14 protein-coding genes are annotated in these 15,130 nt (G+C 64.2%); 8 read left to right on the top strand and 6 right to left on the bottom strand.

From position 1 onward, the window contains the following. Positions 1 to 5: 5 nt before the first annotated feature. The 5 genes from OXC99_09360 (at position 6) to OXC99_09340 (ending at position 4,157) form a co-directional block, all read left to right on the top strand. Positions 6 to 1,283, top strand: a complete 1,278-nt coding sequence (locus OXC99_09360) for a glutamate-5-semialdehyde dehydrogenase (protein ID MCY4625188.1) — start codon at positions 6 to 8, stop codon at positions 1,281 to 1,283. 140 nt (positions 1,284 to 1,423) lie between these two features. After that, on the top strand, positions 1,424 to 1,732 hold the full coding sequence (locus tag OXC99_09355; protein MCY4625187.1) for a hypothetical protein: 309 nt from the start codon (positions 1,424 to 1,426) through the stop codon (positions 1,730 to 1,732). Positions 1,733 to 1,778: 46 nt separating this feature from the next. Next, positions 1,779 to 2,567 (top strand): SDR family oxidoreductase, encoded by a 789-nt coding sequence (locus OXC99_09350; GenBank protein ID MCY4625186.1) that lies wholly within the window; start codon positions 1,779 to 1,781, stop codon positions 2,565 to 2,567. Positions 2,568 to 2,659: 92 nt separating this feature from the next. After that, a complete protein-coding gene (locus tag OXC99_09345; GenBank protein MCY4625185.1) occupies positions 2,660 to 3,106 on the top strand; it encodes a DUF2177 family protein in 447 nt (148 codons plus the stop codon). Between the two features lie 67 nt (positions 3,107 to 3,173). Then, complete coding sequence (locus OXC99_09340) at positions 3,174 to 4,157, top strand: hypothetical protein (GenBank protein MCY4625184.1); 984 nt, start codon at positions 3,174 to 3,176, stop codon at positions 4,155 to 4,157. Between the two features lie 24 nt (positions 4,158 to 4,181). On the opposite strand, the gene OXC99_09335 is transcribed toward OXC99_09340, so the two are convergent. Together OXC99_09335 and OXC99_09330 are read right to left on the bottom strand one after the other, a co-directional pair. Continuing rightward, positions 4,182 to 5,294, bottom strand: a complete 1,113-nt coding sequence (locus OXC99_09335; protein ID MCY4625183.1) for a PQQ-binding-like beta-propeller repeat protein — start codon at positions 5,292 to 5,294, stop codon at positions 4,182 to 4,184. Further along, positions 5,282 to 6,628 carry a GTP-binding protein gene (locus OXC99_09330; GenBank protein ID MCY4625182.1) on the bottom strand — a complete coding sequence of 449 codons (1,347 nt, stop codon included), beginning with the start codon at positions 6,626 to 6,628 and terminating at the stop codon, positions 5,282 to 5,284. The genes OXC99_09335 and OXC99_09330 overlap by 13 nt, the downstream gene beginning before the upstream one ends. 251 nt (positions 6,629 to 6,879) lie before the next feature. On the opposite strand from OXC99_09330, the gene OXC99_09325 reads away from it, so the two are divergent. Beyond that, the gene (locus OXC99_09325) at positions 6,880 to 7,161 is read left to right on the top strand and encodes a hypothetical protein (GenBank protein ID MCY4625181.1); all 282 of its coding nucleotides are present in this window, start codon (positions 6,880 to 6,882) and stop codon (positions 7,159 to 7,161) included. A 23-nt stretch (positions 7,162 to 7,184) separates the two neighbouring features. Here the strand turns inward: OXC99_09325 and OXC99_09320 are convergent, their stop codons facing one another. Continuing rightward, positions 7,185 to 7,331: a hypothetical protein gene (locus OXC99_09320; protein MCY4625180.1), complete on the bottom strand. Its 147-nt coding sequence runs from the start codon at positions 7,329 to 7,331 to the stop codon at positions 7,185 to 7,187. Between the two features lie 123 nt (positions 7,332 to 7,454). On the opposite strand from OXC99_09320, the gene OXC99_09315 reads away from it, so the two are divergent. Then, positions 7,455 to 8,330 carry a hypothetical protein gene (locus OXC99_09315; protein ID MCY4625179.1) on the top strand — a complete coding sequence of 292 codons (876 nt, stop codon included), beginning with the start codon at positions 7,455 to 7,457 and terminating at the stop codon, positions 8,328 to 8,330. A gap of 42 nt (positions 8,331 to 8,372) precedes the next feature. Here the strand turns inward: OXC99_09315 and OXC99_09310 are convergent, their stop codons facing one another. Then, positions 8,373 to 8,900: a VOC family protein gene (locus OXC99_09310; GenBank protein MCY4625178.1), complete on the bottom strand. Its 528-nt coding sequence runs from the start codon at positions 8,898 to 8,900 to the stop codon at positions 8,373 to 8,375. Positions 8,901 to 9,047: 147 nt separating this feature from the next. On the opposite strand from OXC99_09310, the gene OXC99_09305 reads away from it, so the two are divergent. Continuing rightward, positions 9,048 to 12,692, top strand: a complete 3,645-nt coding sequence (locus OXC99_09305; GenBank protein ID MCY4625177.1) for an NHL repeat-containing protein — start codon at positions 9,048 to 9,050, stop codon at positions 12,690 to 12,692. Positions 12,693 to 12,777: 85 nt separating this feature from the next. Here the strand turns inward: OXC99_09305 and OXC99_09300 are convergent, their stop codons facing one another. Both OXC99_09300 and OXC99_09295 read right to left on the bottom strand, forming a co-directional pair. After that, on the bottom strand, positions 12,778 to 14,298 hold the full coding sequence (locus OXC99_09300; GenBank protein MCY4625176.1) for a 4-hydroxyphenylacetate 3-hydroxylase: 1,521 nt from the start codon (positions 14,296 to 14,298) through the stop codon (positions 12,778 to 12,780). 55 nt (positions 14,299 to 14,353) lie between these two features. After that, a complete protein-coding gene (locus OXC99_09295) occupies positions 14,354 to 14,854 on the bottom strand; it encodes a flavin reductase family protein (protein ID MCY4625175.1) in 501 nt (166 codons plus the stop codon). Positions 14,855 to 15,130: the final 276 nt, after the last annotated feature.

Genomic DNA, 15,130 nt, shown 5'->3' with positions numbered 1-15,130 from the left:
AGGTCATGGCAACGGCAATAGCGCCCGAACTCGAAAGCAAGGGCCGCGCTGCGCGCGCCGCCGCGCCCGCCCTGGCGCGCACGCCGACCGGCGTGAAGGACCGCGCCCTGCTCGCCATCGCCGACGCCCTCGAGGCGCAGGCGGACCGCATCGTCGAGGCCAACGAGCGCGATCTGCAGGCCGGACGCGAGGGCGGCCTCTCCTCCGCGGTCATGGGCCGGCTCCTGCTCGACGCGCGCCGCATCACCAACGTCGCCAACGGCGTGCGGGCCATCGCCGCGCTGCCCGACCCCGTGGGGCAGGACTTCGAGAGCTACACGCGCCCCGACGGCCTGGTCATCACCCGACGCCGGGTGCCCCTCGGCGTCATCGGCGTCATCTACGAGAGCCGCCCCAACGTCACCGTCGACATCGCCGCCCTCTGCTTCAAGGCGGGCGACCCCTGCATCCTGCGCGGCGGCAAGGAGGCCGTGCACACCAACACCGTGCTCGCCGCCATCATTCGCGACGCCATCGAGGCGGCGGGCGGGCCGCCGGAGGCCGTGCAGTTCGTCGAGGACACGGACCGCGCGCTGGTGCTGCAGATGCTGGGGATGTCGGACTACATCGACCTGATCGTGCCGCGGGGCAGCGCCTCGCTGGTGAACTTCGTGGCGGAGAACGCGCAGATGGCGGCAATCACCGGCGGCATCGGCGTGTGCCACACCTACGTCGACGCCACCGCCGAGACGGAGACGGCCGTCGCCGTGACCACGAACGCCAAGGTCGCGCGGTTCTCCGTCTGCAACGCCCTCGACACGGTGCTCGTGCACGCGCAGGCCGCGCCGCGCGTCCTGCCGCTGCTGGCGGGCACGCTGGGCGCGGCGGGCGTCGAGATGCGCTGCGACCGCCGCTCCGCCACGCTGCTGGCGTCGCAGCCGGGCGCGACCGTCGCCGCCGCCACCGAGGACGACTTCGGGCAGGAGTTCCTCGACCTCATCTGCTCCGTGAAGGTCGTCGACTCCATGGACGAGGCGCTGGAGCACATCGCCCGCTACGGCTCCGGCCACTCGGAGGCCATCATCACGGAGGACTCGGAGGCGGCCGAACGCTTCCTCGACGAGGTGGACGCGGCCGCCGTCTTCGTCAACGCCAGCACCGGCTTCAACGACGGCTTCGAGTTCGGCCTCGGCGCGGAGCTCGCCATCAGCACCAACAAGTTCCACGCGCGCGGCCCAATGGGCCTGCGGGAGCTGACCAGCTACAAGTGGGTGGTGCGCGGCAAGGGCCACACCCGCCCGTAACCAGCGTGCCGTCATCCCGGCGAATGCCGGGATCCAGAGGGGTGGGCCTGCGGGGACGGCGCCAGCCCGTTCGCCCTGAGGGAAATCGAAGGGTGAACGGTGGGGTGTCCACACCGCAGACACGAGGGAAGGAGGCGGACGTGCCAGGCTTCTACTTTGAGCGCGAGGTCCGCACCGAGCACTCCGAGTGCTACACCATCCTCGAGGACGAGCAGCCCATCGGCCGCGTGGACATCCACTTCACGCCCGGCGTCGTCCACGCCACCCTCTGCGTCGCCGAGAGCCTGACGCAGGAGCACATCCAGGACCTGGTGGAGACCGTGGACGAGGAGCTCGTCGACGTCCTGGGCGTCGCCCGCGACGACTACATCGTCCACGTCCACCAGGGTGTGGACCTCGGCGTCTTCACCATCCCGGAGTTCGAGGAAGGCGAGGAAGAGGGCGCGTAGGCCCCAGCCCCTCGGCCCGACGGGACCACAACACCAAAGGAGAGCCATGAGCATTGCGGACTTCAGCCTGGAGGGCAAGAAGGCTATCGTCATCGCCGGCAGCCGCGGCATCGGCCGGGGCATCGCGCTGGCGCTGGCCGAGGGCGGCGCCGACGTCGCCGTCACCGGCATCACCGACAAGTACGCCGAGGGCGTGGCGCAGCGCATCCGCGAGATGGGCCGTCACTCCGTCGCGCTGGTCGTCGACGCCACCCACGGCGAGGACATGGACTTCCTCGCCAGCCAGGCCATCTACGACATGGGCCACATCGACATCGTCGTGAACGCCGCCGGCGACTCCATCCGCAAGCCGGTCTCGGCGCTCCCCGGCGTCGAGGGCGAGGGCATGACCTCCGCCGAGTGGCACAGCATCCTGAACATCAACCTTACGGAAGCCTTTGAGGGGTGCCGTGTCTTCGGCCCGCACCTGCTGGAGCGAGGCGAGGGCACGGTCATCAACGTCTCCTCGTTCGCCGCGCGGCGCGCCGCCGCCAACATGTCGGCATACGCGGCGGGCAAGGCGGCCTTGACCAGGTTCACGGAGTCCGTCGCGCTGGAGTGGGCGCCCTACGGCGTGCGGGTGAACACCATCGCGCCCGGACAGTTCCCGGACACCGACTTCATGACCGAGGAGGAGCTGGCGGAGCGCGACCAGCGCTCGGCGGCCCGCATCCCCCTCGGCCGCGTCGGCCGCCTCCGTGAGGTGGGGCTGATGGCCGTCTACCTCGCCTCCCCCGCCGCGTCGTACGTCACCGGCCAGACCTTCTACATAGACGGCGGCATGGTGCTGAGCTAGGGGCAGGAAGGGACTTCACGCGGGGGCTGTTGCCGTACCGCGCCGCGGATGGTATAAGGTGCGGCGGACGGTCAACCGGCAGCGAGGTGAGTATGCAGTACGTTAGGTACTTAGCGGCCTTTGTGGTGTACGCGGTGGTTGATGTAGTGTGGAACGTCTCGCCCATCGCGGTGAACATGTACAAGAGTCTCCACGAGGCGAGCGGCAGTAAGGAGATCCTCGACACCTTCGGCAAGCAGATGGAGACGTGGGGCGGCGGCGAGATGCTGGCCCTGCTCGCCTTTTTCGCGTTGATCGCCCTCGCAAACAGCTATCTGGCGATTGAGCCGGCGGTGAAGGAGAACAACCTGCGCAAGGCGATGCAGAACAGCTTTGTGCTGGGGTGCGCGGCGTACGCCACCTACATTGCGCCGATCTTTGTGACGTTTTCCGACTGGCCGGGGATCCTGGTGCCCATCGACATCCTCATTGGCGGGCTGCTGAGCCTGATAACATCGACGGCCGTGACGTACGTGGCGCTTCGGCGGAGCCGGGCCTAGCCTTCCACGAAGCGGGTTGCGGCGTGGCGGGGGACAGCGCACACCGCGCAGGGAAAGGACGTGTGCCATGGCGGAAGTGGTGTTGGGCATCGGGTCGAGCCGCAGCCCCATGACGGCGCTGCCGCCCGAAATGTGGCCCGCCCTCGGCGAGCGCGACAAGCTGAGCGCCCGCATCAAGGACCGCTACGGCGTCCCCACCAACTACGACGAGCTCCTCGCCAGGGCCCCCGCCTCCGTCGCCGGCCACCTCACCCCGGAGGTCATGCGGGCCAAGCACGATGCCGTCAAGCGCCACATGCAGACGCTCGTGGACACCATCGCCGAGGCGAAGCCCGACGTCGTCGTCATGATGGGCGATGATGAGGACGAGAACATCGCGGGCGACAACCGCCCCGCAATGCTGGTCTACTACGGCGACTCCTACCACCTCATCCCGCGCGCAACGCCGCCCGGCGCCGGCGAGATGGCGCGGCTGTCGGCGGCGGCATGGGGCGACGAGGAGGGCGACCGCCCCACCCACGCCGCCATGGGCCTCCACCTCGTCGAAAGGCTCATCGAGGCCGAGTTCGACATCGCGTCGGCGAACGTGCAGAAGGCGGGCGAGGGCATGGCCCACGGCTTCGGCTTCATGCTGGACCGGATGATGCCTGGCATGTCGGTGCCCTTCGTGCCCATCATCCTCAACGTGCACACGCCGCCCAACCAGCCGACGCCCAAGCGGCTGTACGACTTCGGGGTGGCGGTGCGCGACGCCGTCCGCGTCTGGCCCGGCGACGAGCGCGTGGCCGTGATCGCGTCGGGCGGCCTCAGCGTCGGCATCGTCGACGAGGAGCTGGACCGGCTGGCGCTGGCGGGCATGGCGGAGCGCGATAGGGCCAAGCTCGCGTCGCTGCCCCGCACATGGATGCAGGGCTCGCAGGGCGAGGTGCTGTGCTGGACCGCCGCCGCCGGCGCCTGCGACCACCTGACGATGGAGCTGCTGGAGTACATTCCCGGCTACCGCTCGCCGGCGGGCACCGGCTGCGGCCTCGCCTTCGCGCGGTGGCGGTAGCAGGAGATGCGCCCTTCGACAGGCTCAAGGTGAACGGCGCGCGCCCGTCCCGACCTCTCCCCGCGCTTGGCGTGAAAGTCTAATTCTGCCCTCGGCTTGCTCTATTGACCAGACCGTCACGCCACCCCGGGCGTCCAGGGCGGCAAGCGCGCGCCCGTCGGGCCGCCAGTATAATTGGGCGACCGGGGCCCCAAGGTCCTCCGCCCCTACCGGTCTGCCCCTTCCATTTACCTTCAGCATCCACACAACCACTGCGCCATCGCGCCCCCCCGATGCCAGTCGCATCGCGCCGGGAGCGAAGGCGAGCGTCGAGACGGGTTGCTCATGAAACTCCAGGACGCCGGGCCGCGTGCCTTCGGGGCCCTTTTTCCGGAAGCTCCAGACCGTCACGGCCTCACCGCCTCCGGTGGCCAAAACGGTGCCGGAATCATCAAAGGCCAGGGCCGACGGCTTCGCAGGATATCCCCACATCTCGGAGTCCTGCCCCGTGGAGCGGCGCCAGAAGTGCACCGAGTTGTCCTGGCTGCCGCAGGCCACGATGTCCCCGTCCGGGCTCAGGACCATCGACACCAGGGATCCCTGCCACTCCAGCGTCTGGCGAGCCTTGCCGGTGGCCGCGCCCAAGAAGGTCACTCGACTGTAACAGGCCGTTGCCAGTTCCCCTCGACGTGACCAAGCGATGGCGCTGACGGTGCTGGGATGACTATCGGACTGCCAGACCTCCTCTCCGTCCTTGTCATACGCGTGGACCCGGCGGGAACTGGAGGCCGCCAATCTCTGGCCGTCCTTCGACCATGCCACGTTTTCCACCCAACCGCTTCCGACCTCGATAGCCCGGGTTACCTGACCCTCGGCGGCATCCCAGATCAAGACTCGTCCGTCCTGGCCGGCCGTAGCGAACACGCTTCCGTCTGGGTGGACTGCCACCGAGAGCACACCGCCGTCATGGACCCCGCGCCGCTCCCAGGCGGTCTCGCCGGACTCGCCGTCAAAGGCGTAAACGCCACCCTCGGCATCGCCGACCACCAGCGCTTCACCGCCCCGGCTCCACCCCCCGGCCATAGCGTAGTCGCCGACCATCGCAGACCAGCCCCGGCCAAGAACGCCCAGCGGACTGCCGACATCTATACTAGACATGCGTCGAATGCCTCCCGGATAGCCTGGCCATCGAGGTTGCGGCCAATGAAGACGAGCTGATTGCGGCGGGGCGCATCTCCCCATTCGCGCTCCGGCTGGCTGCCAAAGAGCATGTGGACCCCCTGGAAAACGTGGCGACGCGACTCCCCCGCGAAGCTGAGAAAGCCCTTCATTCGGAAGATGTCCACCCCACGCTCCTGGAGCAGGTGGATAAGCCAGGAGTTGAGCTTTTCGGGGTCTACGTCGCCGTCCTTCTCGATAGCGATCGAACCCACCGTGTCGTCGTGCTCGTGCTGTGCGACCCAGGTTCGCTCGACTTCGGCGGGGACCACTGCTCCATCCGCGTTCCTCAGTTGGAAATCGAACTCCTCCGAGAGATGCTGGGTGTAGAGGCCGACCTGCACATGGGCATCGAAATCCAGGAAGAACGACTTGCGTCCTGGGGAATCGAGCTGGAGGTTCACATGCCTTCCGACAGGAATCTCTCCCCCCGGGTGGATGATTTCCACAGGTTCAGCGTACTGCCGGACACACCACTCCGCGCGAACACGCAGGGCAGCGTCATCGGCGCCCTGGTCGGGCACGACGATCAGCGACATCGACGGATCAGGTCCGTCGGTGAGGCTGAATTCGTACCGGCCGGCATCGAGGGAATAGACTCCTGTCCATTCGAAGGGATACTCCGGCTCGAGGAAGGTGGGACGACGCTCGAGCACCTGGTCCAAGTTGAAGGCGGCGAGGTCGAGTACAGTTTCTACTGGTACGTCCGCTTGCTGGGTGCGCACGACTCGCGCCATCCGGTTCATGCCCCGGAGCCGAGCCTCCAGGCCGTCAAGGGCCTCGCCGTTGACGAGGTCGGTCTTGTTGAGGACCAAAACGTCTGCGAACGCGATCTGCTCCGTGCTCTCGTCGCTTCTGCCCAGCTGCTGCTCAATGTGGGCTGCGTCGACCAGCGTGACGATCCCGTCAAGCGAGTATTCAGCGCGAAGCTCTTCGTCCATGAAGAACGTCTGGGCGACCGGACCGGGGTCGGCGAGGCCCGTGGTTTCCACCAGCACATAGTCGAACTTGTCCCGGCGCTTATTGAGATTGTTGAGCACACGGATCAGGTCTCCGCGCACCGTGCAACAAATACAACCGTTTGACATCTCGAAGACCTCCTCGTCAGCGTTGATGACGAGGGCCTGATCGATGCCGACCTCCCCATACTCGTTCTCGATCACGGCAATGCGCTTGCCGTGCTCCTCAGTCAAGATCCGGTTGAGAAGGGTGGTCTTGCCAGAGCCGAGGAAGCCGGTGAGGATGGTAACAGGCACTTTGCGCTGAATGTTCATATAGGACCCTCCTTTAAATTTTACTGAGATAAAGTATTGATTATAGATTGCAACCAGCCGAGGGTGTCGCAATCATGATGGCGTATTTAATAAACAATGGCAATTATCCGACGAATGCAAACATCCAACGTTGGTATAAATGAGATAAAGTACCAACTGGAAAGCATACACCGGCTGCGCTGTCATTGTCAATCAGGTGCATGGGGACAAGACATATCGGACACGGCCTCCTTTCCCGCAGGGTGGGTGGCGTGCCACCGCTGATAGAACTGGTCCGGGGTCAGATACCCCAAGGCCTGGTGGGGCCGGGCGGTCTCATAGACCCGGTTCCAGGCAGCCAAGGCGTGAGCCAGCCCGCGCAAGTCTGCGGGCTGCCCCGCACATGGATGCAGGGTTCGCAGGGTGAGGTGCTCTGCTGGATCGCGGCCGCCGGGGCCTGCGACCACCTCAACATGGAGCTGCTGGAGTACATCCCCGGCTACCGCTCACCGGCGGGCACCGGCTGCGGCCTCGCCTTCGCGCGGTGGCGGTAGGCAGCGGCGGCTGGCGGTAGGCCTTACCCCGTCCGCACCGCGCCCTCGACCTCCGGCTGCCAGTCGGCGTAGTGCGGGCCGTCGCCGCCGCGCCACTCGCGCAGTTCGATGGCCCGACGGCGGGGGCAGCGGCTCCAGCAGGATGTCGCTGGTCGGATTACAACGCCCATGCCGGAGTACAGTTGGATGCGTCCTGTATAATGCCGGATGGAAGTGAAGATGGTCCTTGCTCCATGCTGTGTGAAAGCCCGGAGCAGCGGGGAGGGTGGCAGGACCACTGGAGCCGTCAAGCTATGACCCCCGCGAGCCGCTTTACGAACACCTATCGTTGGGAGCTGGTCCTGCTGGTGGCGGTGCCCGCTGCCAGTTTCATAGCGGGCTACCTGTCCACCATCGTAAGCGCCAATTTGTGGGACAGAGGCTTGACAGATGGGCGCTATTACTACTTCGGGAATGGGGCTGCAGGGAGCCTTGTCGCTGCGGTATTGTTGGGCGTCTTCTATGCGCGAGTGCGCCGCCTTGGCCGGGAGTTTCTGACGCTGGTTTGGGGCTACGGACTGGCGTCGCACGTTGTCGGCGCCGTGCTCTTGTTCGCGTTCCTCGTCGTTGCGCCGTTGTTCGTGGACCCCCAGGAGAGAATAAGCGAGTACCTGCTATCGTTCTCCGGATTCGGGCTGGTGGCCTGGCTGGCGCAGCTTCCCGTACTGGTAGTGTTCGCGCGACGGGCATCCGGGATCAGCCTTGCGCATGCGTTCTTCCTGTTCCTGGTTAGCCAGAGCTACGCACTGCCAGGCGCCATGGTGGAAAGAGCTATCAAGGATGCACTTGATTCGCCCTCGGCGGGCATGGCGGCCCTCCTTGCAATTCCAGTAAATGCGGGCATCGGCCTCGTGACAGGGTGCGTGCTCGCATGGCTGCTCGGCAACTTTGCATCGCGCCAAGCCGTGTTCCGCAGGCGGGTGGTTCTTGCATTGCTGGCGGTGCAAGCAACGCTGGTGGGTGTATGGATGCTGTTGGCTTGGCCCTCCCTTTGGGCATTGGAAGTGACAGCCGTGACGTTTGGAATGTCCCTCATCCTCCCCTTGGCGCTCATCTATCTGGCCCGTGTGCGTCAGCCTACCACTACTTCACTGGAGCCTCCGGCGGCCGGTAATCCCCAGGGCCGATAGTTTGATAGGGCCTAGCCCGACGCGCGTCGCCCAACCGCACCCTTACCCCGTCCGCACCGCGCCCTCGACCTCCGGCTGCCAGTCGGCGTAGTGCGGGCCGTCGCCGCCGCGCCACTCGCGAAGCTCGATCGCCAGGCCGCTGGGGTCCGTGACGACGGCCGTGACGCCGTAGAAGGAGAAGCCCGGCCGCGGCTGCGTCGTCACCTCGACGCCCTTCGCCTCCAGGTCGGCGATGACGGCGTCGACGTCCGTCACCGTCAGCGCCAGCGGCCGCTGCGCCGTCCCCACGACCTTGTCGACGCCCGGCGGCGGGGGCAGCAGCTCCAGCAGGATGTCGCCCATCCCCACGTACGCAAGCTCCCGCCGGTTGTCCTCCGGCCCGAACTCCACCCGGCGCAGGAAGTGGAAGCCCAGCACGTTGGTGTAGAAGTCAATGCTCTTGTCCATGTCGAACGTCGTGACGTGGACATGGTCGATGCCGGTGATCATGGCGTCCTCCTCAATGCGGCGATGGGGGGATGATACACCCTGGGCGGGGGCGGTGGAGACAATCTCCGGGTCAAGGGGCATTACAACCCCATGCGTCGACTTCCAGTGCAATGCGCGGTACGCTTGGCCGGGGCATTCTGAGAGAGTCATGCCTTGCGGGGTCTGATGTGACCGGATGACGGCTGTAGTGTTGGCGATGAAATGAACTGCGTTTCCCGGAAACTCCCCTTGGGACTTGCGGCAGTTCTTCTGTGCTCGTTTCTTGCCACCGTCGTTCTGTCGGCGCTCATTGTGGGGGGCGATTTGGGGTTCATTGTGCGTGCGCAGGAGCTGCATCCCGCAATCCACTCGGTGGCCCCTGAGCATCCCGGTTGCATCAACCTCAACGCTGAGGACACCAGCGAAAGGACATTGGTCATTACGGGGGAGAACCTTGCCCCCACTTCCAATGGCCGACTGCAGTTCCGACGGATATACGCCCGGGAATTCACGGTCCTCATCGACGACGAAGTCAACTGGGAGAGCTCAGAACGAATTACCCTGGACACAGGACTGATTCAGGAGCAACTCCAAGAGTTTCCATTGATGTTCTTCTGGGTACGCATAGCGGATGCGGAAGGGAACGGGCTGTCCAATTGGTCCGCGCGCGTCAACGTGGCAAGGGGAGTCAACGCGTGCACGGTGGAACAGCCAGCACCCATTCCAACCCCCTCACCGGGCTCGTTTCCGCCAACGGCGCCGGTCCGAGGTATCGCCGGTGATCTGTGGGCGGACGTGATTATTGGGGAGCGTGACTTTTCGCAGATTGGTGAGAACAGAGTGGTCCCGTTCAAGGTCTTCAACCCAGGTGGCGTTGTCGTAGACCGCACCACTGAATCTGAAACCGCGTATGTCTGGGACTCTGGGAACAGTCGCATCCTGGGGATTGACCTGGCGAAGTGTTACGAAGGCATTGGCCCTTGCACCGCCGACATCGTGATAGGACAGCCGTTTGGATATGACTACTCGGCCTGCAACGGTGATAGCAGTGTCCAGAATTTCCCTTACCGAGCAGTGGCAACAGCAGAAACGCTTTGCGGGATTCGCGACATTGCACTCAGCCCCGGCGAAACGCATACGTTTGTCACCATGGCTGTCGACAAGGACGGAAGCCTTTATGTGCCTGACTCGGTCAACAACAGGATATTGAAATACAACAGTCCGATGGCAGAGGACGCAGTCGCGGACCAGGTCTGGGGGCAGAGGGACTTCTCAGGCATGGCGTGTAATCAAGGAGCAAGGGAAATTCCCTCTGCCTTTACCTTGTGCTTTCACTCCCCCTCAAATCAGGGCTATACCAACTGGTACGGCAACGGGGTGGAAATCGATGCGCAGGGCAACATGTGGGTGGCAGATGGCGGCAATAATCGCGTTCTCCGGTTTCCGGCAGAGCCTGGGAGCGGAGAGATAGCCGGAACCGCTGACCTGGTCCTGGGTCAACCCAATTTCCGAAGCGCAGCGCGTCGAGATTCGATGGATGGATTGCATGGGCCGTCTGCTGTCAGGTTCGGCGAAAACGGATGGTTGTATGTGGCCGACACGATCAACGACAGGGTCTTGATTTTCAAGCCGCCGTTTGTCTCCGGCATGCGGGCGGCCATGGAGTTTGGCTCGAATTTCCACAACCCTACCTCGCTGGAGATCGATCCCCTGGGCAGGGGGGTTTGGGTAGTTGACGCGGGCAACCGCATGATTGAGCTATGGGACCATGAAGGCGCCTCCGTGCGTCACGTCTTGGGGAAGGACTCATACAGGCCGGTCCACGAGTGCGGCGAGCGCCTATTTCAGTTACCTGAGAACCCAAGCATGTGCTGGTTGGCAGGCAGTGTGGGAATCGACGGAACCGGTCACGTCCTTGTTCCTGTTTATCTCAATTATGCGGAGGTCATTCGGTTCCCTCCTCCTGAATTCAGCCCTGGAGAGGAATGGGTTGGTGCAGCTGATAGGCGTCTCTTCTACCCGCCAATCAAGCCCAATCTCAAGGATAAAGGCGGCATACACTCCGCCAGAGGGATTGCAGTGTGGCAGGACCAGCTTGTGGTGTCCGACATTGGCAGGCTCTTGTTCTGGAATGGGCTGGAAGACCTGTTCAATGGGCGACCGGCCGACGGTGCGGTTGGCGAGGAGTCTCACGATGAGGAGTGGAAAGACTGTTGCGGCAGAATCAAGGTTGACACAGCCGGAAGACTGTGGGTGCTGGGATTTGAAGGAAGAAGATTCCTTGAGGTCTACCAGCTGCCGTTAACGGAATTCTCCGTACCTTTGCACACAACATGGAGGGAGAGAGCTTCCTTCCCAGTGTTAGGTACGCAGCAAAGGGTCACTCTTGGGCACCGCATTTTCGGGATCGCCCCGGAGGGGAATGGCGAATTCCTCTGGTTGAGCGATACGGACAATCATCGTGTCGTTCGAATTCGCGATCCCTTGATCAACCCTGTGGTGGACGTGATTCTGGGTCAGTGGGATGCCACTGGCGCCCTGTGTAACCAGGGACGATTTCCTCCGGACCATAGGCCTGCGATTGACAGTGACAACCATCTGGACGTCCTGTGCTCCCCGGGAGCTTTGTCCTTCGACAGGAAGGGGAACCTCTACGTCTCCGATCACGGGCTGGAAGTTGAAGGTAACAAACGGCTCCTGATATTCCCGCCATTTCCAGGTCACGCAGCGAACTCACAGGCCATATTTGACCCACATGCGAAGAGTGTCCACACCTACTCAGCTCCGATATCCAGTCGACTCTCGATAGGCTCAATTTGGGACAGAGAAATCATTGGCACGTCCTCATGGTTTGTCTTCAAAGCGGCCACTTGGGAACCGGCATTCGACAGTACGAACAGAATGGTGGTCGGATACAACGCCTACTTGGCCCCCCGATTTGCGGGCGTCTACGACGACCCACTAAAGCCCAAGTCCCTCCCAAATGCGTATCTGTATGATTTCGGCTCAATGTACTACTCTGCTGCCTTTGACGGCAATGACAACCTGTATATGGGTGACATAAACCGGAGCCGGGTGCTCGTTTACCGCAATCCGTTCAACAATCCGCCGCCGCCATCAACGCCGACGATGGCGCGAGACGACGCACCTCTACCGGAGTACCCAGTCACCATCGAGTCCGTCAGTCCCGGGCCGCCATACTGCATGTCCCGCAATGCCCAGGGCAGCTACGAGACCACTTTGGACCTCAAGGTGGAGGGTCTGACCGACTGGAGCAACTTCACCTTGGTGTTTCGCAAGGTTGCGTCTGCACATCGCGAGTTCCTGGATGTACGCGTAAGCGACCACGGAGGACATATTGAAATCAATCAACCCTGGTTCTGGCAGAAGATTTGGCCGCACATTGACAGGGTCACCCTAATGGTCAGGATTCTTCAGGGTGGGCACAATGGCCAGCCAATTTCCAACTGGTCTCCGGCATTCCTCTTGGCCAACGATGCTGCCGCATGTGGCATTGCGCTGCCGACGCCTACTCCGACGCCAACGCCGACCCCCACCAACACACCAACGCCGACACCGTCGCCAACCCCTACCAATACGCCTACCCCAACGCCGTTGCCCACCCCTACCGAGACGCCCACCCCAACGCCGTCGCCTACCAACACGCCTACTCCATTGCCAACGCCCGTGCCCACACCAACGTTCACCCCTGTTCCGGCGCCGCCGCCGACGGCGACTGTTGCCCCCGTCCCGACTTCACCAGGTGACGTGCCATTGGCTCCGTCATGGACTGCTTCCTCATGGGTCTGGGTTGCCCCGGCCGCCGTCGCGTTGCTGGTCCTGGCGTTTGTTGGACTGATTGTTCTGAACAGGAAACGCAGGAATGCGCAATAAGCGTGTCTACAATGTGCGGCGCGGACGGCAACTCCGACGGCACAGCGCTGAGGGCGCCGCAGGCCAACCCTGCGTCCGCGAGGGCCTACATCGGCCGCGACAGCAGTTCGTTGATGCGGTCGACCACCTGGCCGCGGTTGTAGCGGCCGTAGAGGTTGCTGCGGTTGCGCGTCACGTCGCCCCGGTGCCAGTACTCGTAGATCTCCTGGCGCGTCGCGAAGGCTGACATGCACACGTCATAGGCGAGGCGGAAGAGGCGGACGCGCTCGGGCGTGTCGAGGCCGTTGCTCGGCAGCAGCTTGTCGAGGTACGGTCGGATCTCCTCGTTGGCGAGGTCCTTTTCGCTCGGCTGTGAGACCAGCTCCATGCCGCCGATGATCTGCAGCACGTCCAACACCCGCTTCGAGATCTGCGCCGCGAAGATGCCGAGGGAGAAGCCGTCGCCGGGCAGCATGAGGCCGCCGTCGCTCACCTGCGCGTCGGCGTCCATGCCGCGGATGGCGAGCCGGATCATCTCGGCGTAGGCGACCAGCTCGCCGAGCATGTCCCGCACGCCGCGAATCTCGTCGATCTCGTTGGCCTTGGCCAGCATCGTCACCACCGCGACGAAGGTGCGGATGCGCTCGTAGAGGCGGATGTTGCTGCTGTACCCTGCCAGTGTGTTGATGCGCCCCAGGTAGCGGACGGCGGTCGGCGCGTCGTAGAGCATGACGACGTGGTCCCACGGCACCAGCACGTTGTCGAAGAACATCATGGCGTCCTGCTCGTCGAAGCGACCGCCGAAGGGGTGGCCCCAGCTTCCCGGGAAGACAGAGAAGGGCTCCCGGCAGACGGTGACGAGGCCCGGCGCGTTCATGGGCACCGAGAACCACTGGACGAACTCGTTGTTGGCGCGGTTGGAGAAGGTGGCCGAGAGGTAGACGAGGCACTCGTTGGCGAGGGGCGCCAGCGTCGCCAGCTGCTTCGCGCCCCGCAGCACGATGCCCTCCCGCGTCTCCTTGACGACGTGGAGCGCCGTGGCCTCGTCGTCCTCCGGGTTCTCCATCGCGTAGCCGCCCACGCCGGCCCACGCGTTCCCCGGCGCCTGGTTCTCCCCCGCGACAGTGCTCGTCCGGTCGACCTGCGGGTCGCCGATGGCGTGCGTCATGGCGACGTCGTGCTCGGCGGCAAAGCGCCAGAAGCGCTCGGCGTTGCCGGCCAGCTTCGGCGTGACCTGGTCGAGGATGTGGCGCATGTCGTACCAGCCGCACACCACGGAGGAGCAGAAGTCCGGCGTCCGGCCGAGCTGCCCAAAGCTCTCCTGCATCCAGATCTCGCTGTTGCGCTTGCGGGCCATCAGCTCCTCGTACGTTCGCGGCAGGCTGTAGGAGTAGCTGATGCGGTTGCCCGTCTCCGGCGATTCGTAGGTCATCAGGTCGCGGAGCTCGTCCGTGTACTGCAGGTCGTAGATGCGCGCCATCTCCTGCACCATGCCGGAGAAGGCCGGGTGCGTGGTCACGTCGTCGACGCGCACCCCGTCGAGCCACACCTCGCGGCCGTCGCGCAGGCTCTCGATGTAGCCCTGGCCCGTCTTGGCGCCCTTTGCCGTGCTGATGTCTATGGACACGTCCTCAGGTCTCCTTGTCAGCCGATGGGTTGTTCAGACGGCGGGCGGCGAGCAGCTAGCCGCCGGCCCAGTCCCGAATTCCGCGGAAGCCGCCCTTGTAGTACATGAGCGGCTCCCCGTCCGTGGAGCCGGCTTCCACGACGTCGCCGACGAAGATGATGTGGTCGCCGCACTCGAAGGCATGGGCCACGGTGCAGTCGAAGTGGGCCAGCGAGCCCTCGAAGATGGGCGCGCCGGTGACGGCGGTGATGGACGCGAACTGCGGGAAGGAGCCGTCCTGCAGCTCCAGGCCGCTGGTGGCGAAGTGGGAGGCGATCTCCCGCTGTTCCTCTCGAAGGACGCTCACGGCAAAGCCCCCAGACGCGTTGATCATGCCGGTCACCCGGCTGCCGGTGCGCAGCGAGACCAGAATCTGCGTGGGGTCCAGTGACACGGAGGCAAAGGCCGAGACGGTCATGCCGTGTACCTTGCCGTCCTCCATTGCGGTCACCACCGTGACGCCCGAACCGAAGCTGCCAGCCGCCGCCTTGAAGGCATTGGGGTCGACGCCTGCCATACGATATCTCCCCAAAGAAACCTGAGTATTGACGGGGCAAAGGATACAGAACGCAGGGAATGTTGGCAAATCTGGGAGAGTAGTTGCGGCAATGGGATATGCGCGGGCGCCTGGGGCACGCTCAGCTAGCCCCCGCTACCACCAGATCTTGCCCTTGACCCGGCTTTCGAGGTCGCCGTAGTCCGTCGTCCAGAGGTTCGTGCTCAGGTACTTCCACCCGCCGTCCGCCAGCAGGCACACGATGTTCCCCTGCTCCATCCGGTCCGCGATCCGCAG

The organism is Chloroflexota bacterium, from assembly GCA_026713825.1.
Lineage (GTDB): Bacteria > Chloroflexota > Dehalococcoidia > Lucifugimonadales > UBA1127 > UBA1127.
This window is presented reverse-complemented; position numbering and strand designations above follow the sequence as displayed.